Below are 14,588 nucleotides of genomic sequence, written 5' to 3'. Positions count from 1 at the left end.
GCAGTTAGCGCCCTTAACTGCCTGAATTTTCATTTCAAGGAGAGGATAATGGCTGCGGCCTGGATTGCCCTTGCCCTGTCACTTAAAATTGCCCTGTGGGCAACAGTCATCAATCTGGTTCTTGGTGTAAGCACTGGCTATATTCTTGCTCGCAAGACTGTGTGGGGACGGGAACTGATTGATACCATCCTTACTCTGCCAATGGTGATGCCGCCAACAGTACTGGGCTATTATCTGCTGGTACTGATTGGTAAAAATGGTTTTATCGGCCAATGGTTACAGCATTATCTGGGTATTAATCTGATTTTTACCTGGCAAGGTGCTGTAATAGCAGCCACAGTAGTATCGTTTCCGCTGGTATTTAAACCTGCACGCGCTGCATTTGAAAGTCTGGATCCACAACTGGAACAAGCAGCCCGTGTTTTGGGTATCAGTAATACCGGTGTTTTCCTGCGCATCACCTTGCCGCTGGCATGGCGCGGTATTCTGGCCGGTGTATTACTGGCATTCGCCCGCAGTATGGGCGAATTCGGTGCTACGCTGATGGTGGCTGGCAGCATCCCCGGGCAAACGCAAACACTTTCGATTGCTGTATATGAAGCAGTACAGGCCGGTGATGACTATCTGGCCAACACACTGGTACTGATAATATCTGTGGTATGTATTCTGATATTACTGCTTACCAGCAAACTTTTATCCGGCAAAGTACCCATGCATAATCTTAAATAATCCAATGTCAGAACCGCAGAATTATGCCCTTGCTTATGCATTGCTTTATTTGTGCTTATTTTCAATTCAGCCAGTGGTTTTATGTTAGATTTCAATTTCCAGAAAACCCTCCAGCGTACTGATGGCAGCCAATTTACTCTGGATATCCGCCTGTCCAGTCAGGCGCCACGTACGGTAATTATGGGTGCCTCCGGTAGTGGAAAAAGCTTGATGCTAAAAGCTGTTGCCGGCTTGCTGACTCCGACACAAGGCCATATTATTGTTAACGGGGTAACCCTGTTTCAGGCGCCACATCTCAATCTCAGCCCGCAGCAACGCAAACTGGCCTATGTTTTTCAGGATTATGCCCTTTTCCCGCATTTAAATGTGCGCCAGAACATCGCCTGCGGTATTCAACATGGTTTATTCAATCCGCACAAACGCAGCCGGTATACAGAAGTCGAACATTGGCTGGCAGCCATGCAGCTCAATGCCGTGGCCGAACAGTATCCGGCACACCTGTCTGGCGGCCAGCGCCAGCGTGTGGCACTGGCGCGGGCACTGATTGCAAAACCAAGTGCTATTCTGCTGGATGAACCATTTTCTGCACTGGATACCCAGCTACGCGCACAAATGCGTACAGAACTGGCTAATTGGCAACAACAGCTAAATTTACCGATGCTACTGATTACCCACGACCCCGCAGATGCTGCTGCTTTTGACGCTCAAATCTGGCACATGGATAATGGGCATTTATATTCCAGCTCCCCGTCGCAGCAGCCATCATGAATGAATTCAATCTTGATACTGAACTGATTCCTACCATTAACGGCCAGCGGATTGGTAACAGCAAACGAATTGCCCTACTCGAAAATATTCAGCGTTTCGGTTCGATTACTCAGGCAGCCAAGGCTGTCCCTATGAGTTATAAAGCAGCCTGGGATGCCATAGATGCATTAAATAATCTGGCACCGCAACCTTTAGTATTGCGCCAGACTGGCGGTCAGGGTGGCGGCAACAGCGTCTTAACCGCCTTTGGTGAAGCCTTTTTAGATTATTACCATACCATGCAGCAACGCCACCAGCAGTTACTCCGGCAATTGCACAGTAATGCCGACCCGAGCCATTATGGCTTATGGCAAAAAATGAATCTGGATTTAAGTGCCGATAATCAGCTTGCCGGCATAGTGAGTCAAATTATTGATGGAACAGTAAATAATGAAGTTCACCTGCGTTTAAACAGCGGGCAGGAACTGGTGGCGATGCTTACTCGGCACAGTTGTGAGCAGATGGAGCTGGCTGTTGGTGTTGAAGCACTGGCACTGATTCAGGCTTCTGCCATTATACTTGCCCGCCCAGACCCCAATTTACTTATATCTGCACGCAATCAGCTAAGCGGAATCATACGCCATATCGATACCGGCACAGTCAATAGTGTTATTACAGTAGATTTAGGTGCAGCACTTAGCCTGACTGCTAGCATGACCCGCCACAGCGCCGAAAATATGCAGTTGGATATCGGCGATGAAATCATTCTGTTAATCAAAGCACCAGGCATTATTCTCGCACGCCTGCGCTAAACCGGCACTAATTGCCGTGTTTATCTAATTCACTACAGGCAAACCACAGCACACTTTGCCTCATCCACAGCCTGAGAATACTGAAGCCAGAATAACCATACTATTCAGTATCAAATTATTCTGGCTTATACTAATGCACGATAGCCAAGCTATTTGCGGCCTGTGCATATTATCCCTTTGCTTTAATCTGTCTTTTAAGCCGCAAATACATTGTAAACCCTATATATATGTATTTTAATAATATTAAAAAAATTTAATTCAAAAAAACTGTTTATATCATTTCATCACAATACATTGTTAATTAATATCAATCATTACATTAATAATGTTTGATATGTTGTTTAAGCAGAAAGGCGCAAATATTATTTTTAATTTTTCATCTTATCCAGACCAGCGGTTCCCCCTCTGTATAGTCATACACATGACAAGGATTGCCATTTCAGCTCAAACCTGAATCAGATAATACCAAACATACAGCAGATTTAGCCCTAGCGCAGGATCACCTCATCTGCCAATTCATTCACACCCGCATGCGTACGCGGAAAATGCTGCACCAGTAATTCAGTCAGCTCATCCAGCCCGGCGCTCAAACCGGCCATATAATTCTGCTGCTGAAATGCCTGCGTTATGTGATTGCATATCTGTTGCCACAGCGCCATGTCAACGCAGCCATTAATACCCCGGTCTGCAATGATTTCCACCGCGCGATCTGCAAATAGCACATAAACCAGAATGCCACTTTTTTGCGCAGTATCCCAGATGCCCAGATGTCCGAACCAGTACTGTGCCCGCTGGCGTGCCGTTACGTGGTGGCACAGACTGGCAGTATTAAGACTGGACTCGATCACAAACCGCAGTTGTCCGGTATGGCGCTGTTCCGAACGCGTAATCTGTTCAGTAAGCTGTTGCAGTACCAGTGTCGGAAAATAAATACTTACCCGCTGGCGTGGATGTGTCCAGTGACGCCAGAGCCGTGGCCACAACCCCATACTCAGTTTATTTGTACTCATACAGCCCATTCTTTCCTGTATATTTGATTCAATATGGTAGCACTACAAGTTAATTTTAGAGTTTATGTAGTTTGGATTTCTAAATCAATACCATAATAATTATACAAATATTTATACAGACATAGGCTTCCCCAATCAAAAATACTGACTCCACTGTTTTGCCTGTTACTGCTTTGTACATTTCCAGTTCTTGCCACACTGATGAAAAAAAGAATGTATTTTATTCAAAAGATATAGACGCAGATATTAGCTTTAATGGCACAAGATTACACATATTTTTTGATTGCATTGAACAAAAAAATTTATAATTCAAATATTTAAAATCAAAACAGAGATATATGCAGTGAAATAATTCATTATATCCGGGATAAAAAACTGCATATAATCAGAAACGCATTTGCCAGATTTATCTGTCTGAAACAGAACAGCCCTTTAAAAAATCCTTAGAAACTGTGTGGCATATCAAACTTAGCACCAAGTAAGTACCCGCAAGTGGCTAAACAAATCCGCGCAACTGTTTTACATAGGCATATGCAGCCTGTATACGCTGAGTATGCTCGGTTGCTCGCTGCATCTCAGCAGCCGATAACTTCTGTTTGATCAGCTTATCCGGATGATATTTATTCATCAGACGGCGGTATGCTTGTTTGATTTCATGCGCACTGGCATTTGCCGAGATTCCCAGTACCTGATAAGCATCATCATACAGCTCCTCAACCGGCGGTGGCTGTCTGTTACTCTGCTGCTGTTGACGATATTGCTGCTGTTGTTGTCGTGACTGTTGCTGGTGCTGGTGCTGCTCATATCGTTCATGCTGTCGCTGCTGTTTCCATTGCTCATTTGTCTGCCAGTAATGGCGATATTCATTACTCTGCCCATGTACTGTCTGGCTGGCAAAAATCAGCATTTGCGCATAGGGAATACGGAACTCATCTGCCATAATGTTCAGAATGCGCCGCTCATTCTTATGCAGCCGGCCATCTATCAGTGCAAATTCGAGCATATGTTTACAAAACAGCATCAAAGCGCGCTTGTCATGACTATAGGCACGATATAACTGGCCAAGCCGTGCTCTGAGCGGATAATTTGACATCTGTCCCATATTGAAAGCATAGCGCGCCAGTACTTCCATTTCTGCGTCCAACTGCAATTTTTTAGTCAGTGCATAAACATGCGACCGATCTTCCGCAGAAACATACCCTTTGGCCGCGCAAATTTGTCCGGCCACCTCAAACAATACCGCTATATACAGATTTTCGTCTGTAGCAATAGATGCTTCAGTACCATCATCAACAATATGCACCGCATAAAGATAAAACAGAAGCAGTATTACCAGCACAACATCCAGTAACATACCCCCACCACCAAAGCGTAAGGGTAAATACCACAACAGCAGAAAATAAATACCAAGCCCGATTTTAGACATATATGCCTATCAGAAAACAAAACACATAATCTATCTAACAAGATAAACAACTATACTATGAATTCACTCGGAATTTGATAAATAATCAATGTTTTACACCCAGCCTGATTTATCTTATCCAAAAATTACCAGTTGCCGGAGGCTCCTCCGCCACCATAGCCCCCGCCCCCGCCACTAAAGCCACCACCGGAACCACCGCCTCGCCCCCAAAAATCATCGTTTCCATTATTATTGTAGCCACCAATAAACACATTTCCGGCAAAAATAAAGGTCACTATAAATGACACAATAGCAATGATTATTGTTATCAACAGATTCCAACCAATGTACCAGCCTAACGTTAACACTAGAAAAGCAACGATTGCACTGCCCAGTGTATTACCAAATATATTTTTTAAAAATGCACCCGCTATGAATACCAAAAACATCGCTTCTATTAACATAGCGGTAAAACTGTTTGTTTGCTGAAGCTCTGGCTGCTGCACTGCTGGCAGCTTCTCACCTTTAATCAGTTTTTCCAGTAAATCCACCGCCTGTCGCACACCACCATCTGCATTATTCGCGCGTAACTGCGGACGCAGCACATCATCTAATATACGTTTAGCATAGACATCAGGAATAGCACCCTCCAGCCCGCGCCCGGGAGCCAGAAATGTTTTGTGCTCATCACGCACCAGCAACAACAGTACACCATCATCAATTCCCTTGCGCCCGGGTTTCCAAGAATTCATCACTCGAGTAGCGTAATCAAACGGTGTTTCCGGTGTGATGGTTGGTACGGTTAATATCACAATCTGACTACCCCGCTCGCGACTGAATGCCCGTAATTGCCCGTTTAACTCTTCACGAGTGTCTGGCTGTAACATATTGGCGGTATCCATTACCGGAGCAGTCAAGGCCGGTACTGGTGCTAGATTTTCAGCAGCCGGTGCCAGCAAGGCAAAGCAACAGCCCAGAAGCAATAACAATAAATTGCGGGCAGATAAGCGGATTGTATTCATGATTTTCACCTTGTTGCTGTGCATGCAAAATTCACGCCAGCTAGACAGTTTCTGGCTGTAAACAAATATTTGTGCCATATTGTGGCCACTAAACCAGCGATAGCACAAGTTAAACAGAAATCAGCAAACAATACCTGAGTATTCAGACCGTCTGCTTACATTCATACATGGCTGGTTTATGCTCTGGTAAGCAATGCATCTTGTATATCAGAACAATTTTGCCATAAAAATAGAGCAGCGGTATTTGCAACCGAATTACGTAAAATACATAATTTAATTCAATTTTAGATAGCTTTACCCGATAGCAACTATTTAGTTATACAGAAATACCGGTAAAAATACTGATGTAGATAAAGACGTTAATACTACTGCTGCTATTATTTATCTTGAAGCTAACTATAGCATTATCATTCATCTACTGTTGAGCATATACCAGCGGGTGGCGCTTACTGGCTAACAAACAGATGCAGCTACAAGACATTTCTGACGTATCAATAAGATTTAACTTTTAATTAAGTAAATTCCTACTCACATCGCCAGTGGTTAAAAATTCTGTAAATACATGGATAACCATAGCAAAATTCCGAACAGTAGAGCTAGCTGCATAACAATCCCCAAGCATATAAGTCATTCCTCGGGGTGCCTCAGGATTGTTAGGTGCCGCAGGATTATAAAATGTTCTGACTTCATAATCCTCTTCAGTTTCTTCACCCAGTAATACCATATAAGTCTGAATATCAGTCTCATGATTATCAGAATACAAAGTTATTTCCATACCAAGTGAAGTTGGTTTACTTTTCGACTGCTTCCACAGACTCAGAAAGCCATTATTGGTTCTCAAAATTTCAAGGTATTGTTGCATCTGCTCCACAGTAGGGTTTTCAATTCGGGGGAGATAAACTTTATCCATTCGTCTGAAAAAATCCAACCAGCCTTTTCGTTTCCTGTCAAAATAAAATCCATACAATCTATATACATACATTGTTTTTCACCGTTATTTATTCTAAAAATATGTGGATTAATATTGAAACAACTGGCTGTTATCAAACCGACAGGCATCATTATAAATAGCTCATCATATGCATAGCCAGAAATTTAATGACACCATAACCAGACAGTTAATAGCGCAACTGAATTATATTTCGCAACAACCAAAATTTTGCCTGAATATGCAAGATTGAATGCTACCGAACTGATACAAGTCTGCTTTACTGCACACGAAAAGCCGGTTTTGTGATGATTTGACAGAGAAACAGCCAGTTTATACAAACTGGCTGTTTGGTATTGAAATGAACAATCAGGCAGATAGCAAAACTAGAATTCTACCTGTGGCGCCTGTTTCACAGCAGCTTCATTTTCCGGTACAAAGTTTGGCCGCACATGCATACCGAAAATTTTGGCAGTGATATTATTCGGGAAAGAGCGCAATGTAGTGTTATATACCTGCACCGTTTGAATATAGCGGTTACGCGCCAGCGCGATGCGATTTTCCGTACCTTCAAGCTGTGCCTGCAAATCACGGAAGCTCTGGTCGGCTTTCAGGTCGGGATAATTTTCACTTACCACCAGCAAACGGCTTAAGGCACTACTTAAATTACCTTGAGCCTGTGAAAACTGGTGCATTTTCGCTGGATCATCTGCATCGCTGCTGGTCATGTTCAAACTGCCAACCCGTGAACGAGCATTGGTTACCTCAGTTAAAACCTGCTGTTCATGTTTGGCATAGCCCTTAACCGTATTCACCAGATTAGGCACCAAATCGGCACGACGCTGATACTGATTCAGAACTTCCGACCACGCCGCATTAGCGGCCTCATCCTGTGACTGCATCGTATTATAGCCACAGCCACTCAGGCTCGAGGCCAGAATAAATATGCTTAGCCAGCCCATTAACCGTTTGTACATTGTAAACTCCCGTGGGTATTATTGTGTCATTTTAACATGTTATCGTGACTTTTTACGTCATAATTAGCGCAATCTTATATACCTTAAGCTATAATTAATGCAAAATAATAAAAATCATTTCAACCAAACTGTAAAGGATGTTATATGTTTCCAGAATATCGCGACCTGATTACCAAATTAAAGGCGGAAAATAATCATTTTGCCAATATATTTGAAGAACACAACCGACTGGATGACAAAATTACTGGTCTGACTAATAATCCTGTTACCAGTGGTCTGGATAACCTAGACGAGCTGAAACGGGAAAAATTACGGCTGAAAGACGAGATTTATGCCATGCTGCGTGAAGCAGACGGTAAAGCCTGATATATAGTTAAGCCAGTAAAAAGCCCTGCTTCTGGCAGGGTTTTTTACTGGCTTAACTATTTCTGCAATAGAGCATTAAACCGCTGCAGTATAACGGCAGGAAAAGAAACTGCCTTATTGCTTTGCTGGTCGAAAGCCACAAATGCAACCTGTGCCTGTACTACTGTCTGGCCAGTATTTTTCAGCGTGATAATCTGGCTAACTTCCACTTTACGCGGCTGCACTCGGCTAAAAGCGGTAGTAATCAGCAAATCATCACCAAAACCGGCGCTGCGCCGGTAACTGATATTGATATTAATCACTGCCATCCCACAGCCGGCAGCAGTAAACAGCGGTGTTAAACCGGCTTCATCAAAATAGTGCCAGCGTGCCTCTTCCAGAAATTCCAGATAGCGCGCATTGTTAACATGCCGATACCCATCCAGATGAAAACCACGTACCCGAATTTCAGTCTGATGCCCCTGTAGCGGCAACTGATTTATTTTTGTGTGTGAATCCTGCATATGTTGAATTATTCCACTACAGTCCAGCCAATGGTGCCATTTGCACGTAATGGTATCAGGTGCTCATGACCATATGGAAAGTATGGCGGTACTGTCCGAGTGCGTTTTACCAGTGTGATTGTATCCGTATTCGGAGCCAGACCATAAAAACGCGGGCCGTTTTCAGCGGCAAAAGCCTGTAATTTATCCAGTGCGCCGGCTTCTTCAAATGCCTCTGCATACAACTCAATAGCCGCAAAAGCACTAAAGATGCCTGCACAGCCACAGGCACATTCTTTACTGGCCTGTGCATGAGGAGCACTATCCGTGCCCAGAAAAAATTTATGTGACTGCGCACCACTAACAGCCTGTAACAGAGCCTGTCGATGGTTTTCACGCTTAAGTACCGGCAAACAGTAATGGTGCGGCTGCATTCCGCCCACCAGTAAGGCATTGCGGTTATAAAGTAAATGCTGTGGTGTTACCGTAGCAGCCACATTATCACTCGTTTCAGCCACCAGCCGCGCTGCTTCTGCGGTAGTAATATGCTCAAACACCAGTTTCAGGCTAGGCAGACGCTGCAACAATGGTTGCAACAACTCATCAATAAATACCGCCTCACGGTCAAAGATATCGATTTCGCTTTTGGTTACCTCGCCATGTACCAGTAGTGGCAAGCCTACTTCGGCCATGGTTTCCAGTACGGGTAATAAAGCCCATAAGTCACTTACCCCTGCCGCAGAATTAGTTGTCGCACCAGCAGGGTACAGCTTGCACGCAATGATACCTGCTGCTTTGGCTTCGCGGATAAGTGCCGGTGTGGTCTGGTTGGTCAGGTATAAAGTCATCAGTGGCTGAAAATGGCTATCAGCCGGCACTGCCGCCAGAATACGCTCACGATAGGCCATTGCAGCTGCAACGGTGGTTACCGGTGGCTTCAGATTAGGCATAATCACGGCGCGCCCCATCTGTCGTGCACTGAATGGCACTACTGCTTTTAAAGCTGCACCATCACGTACATGAAGATGCCAGTCATCGGGTCGGGTTATGGTGAGAGTCTGCATCTGTATCCGTTTCATTAACAGGCTATTATACTGCTTAAAAAGACAATTGATTAAGGTACTACTCTACCGTCGTTCCTATATCCAGAACCGACATAGCAACTAAAAAGATGTTGTGGATAATGGTATTAAATCACAGCCAGTCTGGCTTTAACGGTGTTTTACCCACATTATGATTACATCGTCATCCCTGTTTTGCAGATGCAGCAATTCATGCCCGGTCTGGCGGCAGAAAGCGGCAAAATCATCTGGCGCACTTTTATCTGTTGCCAGTACCTGCAATACCTGCCCAGCATCCAGCGCAGCCAGCGCTTTTTTGGCACGCAGAATCGGCATGGGGCAATTCAGGCCGATAACATCCAGAGTAGCATCACTATGTGGTTCGCTCATAAATAGCCCATCACGGATTATTGTAAAATATGATTATACAACGTGCATGCAAGAGACCAAACATTCTCTGCGCGAAACTGCCTCATCCACTCCAATACTCATTACAACATCGCATCTGCCAGATACTGCTCTGGCTGGATAACATTACGCTAGCCTTTCACACACACCACCTGCCGCAAGCGGTGGACAATCTCTACCAGCTCATTCTGTGCCGTCATGACAGCATCAATATCCTTATAGGCCATCGGAATTTCATCAATCACACCGGCATCCTTGCGACACTCCACATGTGCAGTGGCCTGAATCTGATCAGCAATACTAAATTGTTTTTTGGCTGCGGTGCGGCTCATCACTCTTCCTGCACCATGCGAGCAGGAACAGAAACTGTCTGCATTGCCTAAACCTCTGACAATATAACTCTGCGCCCCCCATCGAGCCGGGAATAATGCCCAGCTCGCCTGTTCGTGCTGAAACCGCGCCCTTGCGGGTAATAAAAACCTCTGCGCCAAAATGCTGCTCTTTCTGCACATAATTATGATGACAGTTCACTGCGGCCAGATGCGTGTTAAAGGGCTTGCTGATTACCTTACGTAACGCCGCAATCACATTATGCATCATAGTTTCGCGGTTTAAGCGCGCAAACTCTTGTGCCCAGTGTACGGCTGAAACATAATCTTCAAAGTGTTCAGTGCCTTCACGCAGATAAGCCAGATTTTCATCCGGCAGATTCTGGATATGCACCTGCATATCCTTTTTCGCCAGTTCGATGAAAAAAGTTCCAATGGCATTACCAATGCCACGTGAACCACTATGCAGCATTATCCACACCCGCTCGGCTTCATCCAGACAGATTTCAATAAAGTGATTACCGGTACCGAGCGTGCCCAGATGGCGATAGTTATTAGTATTGAGAAATCGCGGATATTTGGCGGTGAGCTGTTCAAATCCCGGCAGCAGTTGCTGCCAGTACTGCTCAACCACTGAGGGCGGATTCTGCCAGCTACCCTGATCGCGGCCGCGATGTCTGGGTGTTAGCCCGTGTGGTACTGCTTTTTCGATTTCCTGCCGCAGCGCCAGCAAATTATCCGGTAAATCAACCGCCATCAGTGAAGTCTGCACTGCCATCATGCCGCAACCGATATCCACGCCCACTGCGGCCGGAATTATTGCTCCCAGTGTTGGGATAACGCTGCCAATTGTGGAACCTTTCCCCACATGTACATCAGGCATAACCGCAATATGCTGGAAAATAAACGGAAGTTGTGCGGTTTTAATCAGTTGCGCTTTGGCTTTTTCATCTACCGGTACCCCTTGGGTCCACATTTTAATTGGTTTGGCTTGTTCCGCTTGCAGTAGATTATATGTTGTCATTTTGTCCCCTTGTTACTGCTTTATTTTCATTAATCAGATTAATACAGGCTGGCTGCCAATTCTTCACAAACATATAGCATATTTTCTGAAGTATGGTTAAATTGGTAAAACGTGCCAGCACTATTAACCAAACAGTCATGATATGCACCAATCATAGTTTAATTAAACTCGATTATTTAATGATTGGTATCGGCCAGATTGAATAGCGTGCCTGCTGAAGCAGTGCCTTTAAAGCCCATAGCCAGACTATTAGAGTTATCTGGTAATGCCAGCATAACCGCTTCAATTTTGTGCCAGCGCCAGCATTTCACTAGCATGATTACGCGTGGTATCGGTAATGGTTTCACCGCCAAGCATACGCGCAATCTCATCCACACGGCCAGCAGATGTTAGAACTTTTATCTCGCTGACTGTCTGCCCTTTGCTGCTGTGCTTGCGTACCTGCCAGTGCTGCTGGCCGCAGGCGGCTACCTGTGGTAGATGAGTTACGGCCAGTACCTGACGGTTTTGTCCCAGACTGCGTAAGGCGCGGCCGACAACATCGGCCACAGCACCACCAATGCCGGTATCAACTTCATCAAAAATCAGCGTGGGTACTGCATTGTACTGGCTGGTAACCATTTGCAGCGCCAGACTGATACGTGCCAGTTCACCGCCGGAAGCCACTTTGCTCATAGCGCGTAAAGGTGTGCCCTGATTAGCCGCCACTTGATACTGTATCTGTTCCAGACCATGCAAAGACGGTGAGGCGCTTAAGAGCTCAATATGAAAGCGGGCACCCTGCATGGCCAGATTCTGCATGTGGGCAGTGGTTTGCTTCGCCAGCTTTTTGGCCGCCTGATGACGCTTGGCCGATAACTGCTGGGCTGCCTGCATGTATTCATTTTTGCGCTCAGCTACCCGTGCATGTAATGCGTCAATATCGGCAGATGCTTCCAGTTCATTCAAAGCGGCTTCAACCTTGGCCAGCTCTGTAGGCAGTTGTGGTGGTTCCAGCCGATATTTGCGTGCCATGCTCATTAATTCCTGCATCCGCTGTTCCTGTTGTGCCAGCAGATTCTCATCGGTTTCAACACTGGCACTGGCGTCGCGCAGATAAGCACTGACTTCCCCCAGCTCAGCTTCTACTGATTCCAGCAATGTTACACTGTCGGCAAAGGCCGGCGCAGCTTTGGTCAGTACAGCCAGTTGCTGCCGGCAGTGATACAGACGGCTTTGCAGGCCATCATCACCATTAAGTATCTCTTCCACACTGGCTGCTGTTTGCAGGATATCTGCCGCATGCACCAGTGCGTCATAACTCCGGCTGAGATTTTCCCATTCATTTTCTTGAAGATTCAATGCACTGAGTTCATCAAAGCGCCATTGTAACCGTTCTCGTTCAATATTCAGGCTTTCGGCCTGAGTTTGTGCTTTTTCCAGCTCACGTTCTGCATCATGCCAGCGCTGATAGGCCTCGCGTACCCGCGCAACTTCCTTATCCGCACCAGCAAAAGCATCCAGTAAGACACGTTGTGCTGCTTCACTGTTTAAAGAGTGATGGGCGTTCTGACCATGAATATCAATCAGTAATTCGCCAATCTGGCGCAACTGGCCAAGCGTAACTGTCTGATTATTGATGAAGCTGCGACTTTTGCCTTTCACATCAATTATGCGTCGAATACTCAACTGCGTTTCGTGTTCATCCAGTAACCCTTGTTCCTGTAATAGCGCACATGCCTGCGGCACATCACCAACATCAAACAATGCGGATAACTGCGCTTCCTTGGCACCATGGCGAATCTGTCCGTAATCAGCCTTATCGCCCAGCAACAGGCCTAAAGCATCCAGTGTAATCGATTTGCCTGCACCAGTTTCACCTGTCAGTACGGTAAACCCGCCTTGAAAACTCAGATTCAGTTCATCGACTATCACAAAGTCACGCAAAGATAACGCCAGAAGCATAAACAGCCTTTCTTAAAGAAAGCATTAATGATTTATGCCTAATTTTAGTATTTTTTAGGAAAACAGGAAACTATTTTTTAGAAAAAACTAAAATTACTCATAATATATTTCGGTTTTATTAATTTTTTGCCACAATTTTTTCAAAATTGCGGAGATGGTCTTTCCTGTTTGATACACAAAACCGGTCACAAAATCCCACCAAGACAGATTGATCTCTGATGGTACAGATATTATTCGTGCCTGTTACCAAATACTTATACTAGCTGGTCTCCCCAATGCAGTTTCTGGCGCAGGGTTTTGTAATACTGATAATTAACCGGATGGAGAATCCTGAGAGAATTACGATAACGATTGATACGGATTTTATCCATAGTATGCAAATCAAAAAATGCCTGCCCGTCAAAATGGGCACGTGCATCACTACCTTTGGTAATCAGTACTTCAATTTCACTGGTATCACTGACAGCGATCGGCCGATTCGACATCGACTGCGGGCAAATGGGCACCAGACTGAAGGCTCGCAAGGTGGGTTGCAGAATCGGACCGCCAGCAGCCAGTGCATATGCGGTTGAGCCTGTCGGAGTAGACACAATCAAACCATCTGAGCGCTGAGTGTAGACAAATTCTTTATTGATAAAAACTTCAAATTCAATCATCTGCCCCAGTGCGCCACGGCTGAGCACCACATCGTTCAATGCCAGCGAATGATAAACCTCCCCACTGGCACGTACTACGGTAGCTTCCAGTAAGATGCGCTCTTCCGGCAAGTATTTTCCGGTAAGCATACCGGACAGTTCGGTTATCATTTGTGCTCGGGGTACCTGTGTCAGAAAGCCCAGATGTCCCTGATGAATGCCTATCAGCGGTACTCGGTATGGCGCCAGTTTGCGCGCAACCGACAGCAGAGTTCCATCACCACCCAGTACCATTACCAGATCGCAGCGCCGCCCCATTTCACACTTACTGATGACATGACAACGTTGCAACTGTTGCGGATTAATCTGGTTATCTGCCTGTGCTTCACTATCCAGATATACAGAAAGACCCTCATCGCATAAAAAAGCAATGAGTTCATCCAATACTGCACTCATCATTGGCGTTTGCGGCCGTGTCACTATCCCGATATGGTTAAACTGGCTGTTCATGAAAATGCTTGTTCCTGACTAAGTAACTCACTCTAGTACAACTACAATGGTTTTTGTCCTGTCATTATAAAGGTTAATGCTTCAATTTACTTGTATTATGCAATCTTTCACCCAAGATATAAAATTCATCGATACGAGACAAATTGAACATTCGCAGGAAACTTCCTCACAAAAAAATAACATTTATCATATAGTTATT

The 14,588-nt window shown here is 45.1% G+C and carries 14 protein-coding genes and 1 pseudogene; 4 read left to right on the top strand and 11 right to left on the bottom strand.

The features are described from left to right. The first annotated feature begins 48 nt into the window (after nt 1–48). From modB to MJ764_RS09075, 3 genes are all read left to right on the top strand, one after another. Nucleotides 49–729: a molybdate ABC transporter permease subunit gene (gene modB / locus MJ764_RS09085; protein ID WP_239326300.1), complete on the top strand. Its 681-nt coding sequence runs from the start codon at nt 49–51 to the stop codon at nt 727–729. 81 nt (nt 730–810) lie between these two features. Further along, nucleotides 811–1,497, top strand: coding sequence for a sulfate/molybdate ABC transporter ATP-binding protein (locus MJ764_RS09080; RefSeq protein ID WP_239326298.1), 687 nt, complete (start codon nt 811–813; stop codon nt 1,495–1,497). Then, nucleotides 1,494–2,288, top strand: coding sequence for a TOBE domain-containing protein (locus MJ764_RS09075; protein ID WP_239326296.1), 795 nt, complete (start codon nt 1,494–1,496; stop codon nt 2,286–2,288). The genes MJ764_RS09080 and MJ764_RS09075 overlap by 4 nt, the downstream gene beginning before the upstream one ends. Nucleotides 2,289–2,776: 488 nt before the next feature. Here MJ764_RS09075 and MJ764_RS09070 read toward each other — a convergent pair whose 3' ends face one another. From MJ764_RS09070 to MJ764_RS09050, 5 genes are all read right to left on the bottom strand, one after another. Next, nucleotides 2,777–3,298 (bottom strand): TPM domain-containing protein, encoded by a 522-nt coding sequence (locus MJ764_RS09070; protein ID WP_239326294.1) that lies wholly within the window; start codon nt 3,296–3,298, stop codon nt 2,777–2,779. A gap of 496 nt (nt 3,299–3,794) precedes the next feature. Continuing rightward, nucleotides 3,795–4,724 carry a DnaJ domain-containing protein gene (locus MJ764_RS11655; protein WP_275415298.1) on the bottom strand — a complete coding sequence of 310 codons (930 nt, stop codon included), beginning with the start codon at nt 4,722–4,724 and terminating at the stop codon, nt 3,795–3,797. A gap of 125 nt (nt 4,725–4,849) precedes the next feature. Beyond that, complete coding sequence (locus MJ764_RS09060; protein WP_239326292.1) at nt 4,850–5,725, bottom strand: TPM domain-containing protein; 876 nt, start codon at nt 5,723–5,725, stop codon at nt 4,850–4,852. A 508-nt stretch (nt 5,726–6,233) separates the two neighbouring features. Then, nucleotides 6,234–6,635, bottom strand: coding sequence for a DUF6911 family protein (locus tag MJ764_RS09055; RefSeq protein ID WP_420853946.1), 402 nt, complete (start codon nt 6,633–6,635; stop codon nt 6,234–6,236). Nucleotides 6,636–7,039: 404 nt separating this feature from the next. Continuing rightward, the gene (locus MJ764_RS09050; RefSeq protein ID WP_239326288.1) at nt 7,040–7,630 is read right to left on the bottom strand and encodes a LemA family protein; all 591 of its coding nucleotides are present in this window, start codon (nt 7,628–7,630) and stop codon (nt 7,040–7,042) included. 144 nt (nt 7,631–7,774) lie between these two features. On the opposite strand from MJ764_RS09050, the gene MJ764_RS09045 reads away from it, so the two are divergent. Then, nucleotides 7,775–7,996: an HP1242/YdcH family protein gene (locus MJ764_RS09045; RefSeq protein ID WP_100090026.1), complete on the top strand. Its 222-nt coding sequence runs from the start codon at nt 7,775–7,777 to the stop codon at nt 7,994–7,996. Nucleotides 7,997–8,052: 56 nt separating this feature from the next. Here the strand turns inward: MJ764_RS09045 and MJ764_RS09040 are convergent, their stop codons facing one another. The 6 genes and pseudogenes from MJ764_RS09040 to MJ764_RS09015 form a co-directional block, all read right to left on the bottom strand. Beyond that, nucleotides 8,053–8,499 carry an acyl-CoA thioesterase gene (locus MJ764_RS09040; protein WP_239326286.1) on the bottom strand — a complete coding sequence of 149 codons (447 nt, stop codon included), beginning with the start codon at nt 8,497–8,499 and terminating at the stop codon, nt 8,053–8,055. A gap of 8 nt (nt 8,500–8,507) precedes the next feature. Beyond that, nucleotides 8,508–9,542: a dihydroorotase gene (pyrC, locus tag MJ764_RS09035; protein ID WP_239326284.1), complete on the bottom strand. Its 1,035-nt coding sequence runs from the start codon at nt 9,540–9,542 to the stop codon at nt 8,508–8,510. 147 nt (nt 9,543–9,689) lie between these two features. Beyond that, nucleotides 9,690–9,929: a sulfurtransferase TusA family protein gene (locus MJ764_RS09030; protein ID WP_100114199.1), complete on the bottom strand. Its 240-nt coding sequence runs from the start codon at nt 9,927–9,929 to the stop codon at nt 9,690–9,692. A 149-nt stretch (nt 9,930–10,078) separates the two neighbouring features. Then, nucleotides 10,079–11,159, bottom strand: a pseudogene (locus MJ764_RS09025) (RtcB family protein). A gap of 423 nt (nt 11,160–11,582) precedes the next feature. Beyond that, a complete protein-coding gene (gene recN, locus MJ764_RS09020; protein ID WP_239326282.1) occupies nt 11,583–13,244 on the bottom strand; it encodes a DNA repair protein RecN in 1,662 nt (553 codons plus the stop codon). A 254-nt stretch (nt 13,245–13,498) separates the two neighbouring features. Next, nucleotides 13,499–14,389 carry an NAD(+) kinase gene (locus MJ764_RS09015; RefSeq protein WP_239326280.1) on the bottom strand — a complete coding sequence of 297 codons (891 nt, stop codon included), beginning with the start codon at nt 14,387–14,389 and terminating at the stop codon, nt 13,499–13,501. Nucleotides 14,390–14,588 lie beyond the last annotated feature (199 nt).

Origin of the sequence: Snodgrassella gandavensis, assembly GCF_914768025.1 — a bacterium.
In the GTDB taxonomy this organism is placed as follows: domain Bacteria; phylum Pseudomonadota; class Gammaproteobacteria; order Burkholderiales; family Neisseriaceae; genus Snodgrassella; species Snodgrassella gandavensis.
Note: the sequence above shows the minus strand (reverse complement) of the source record. Positions and strands in the feature narration are given on the sequence as shown.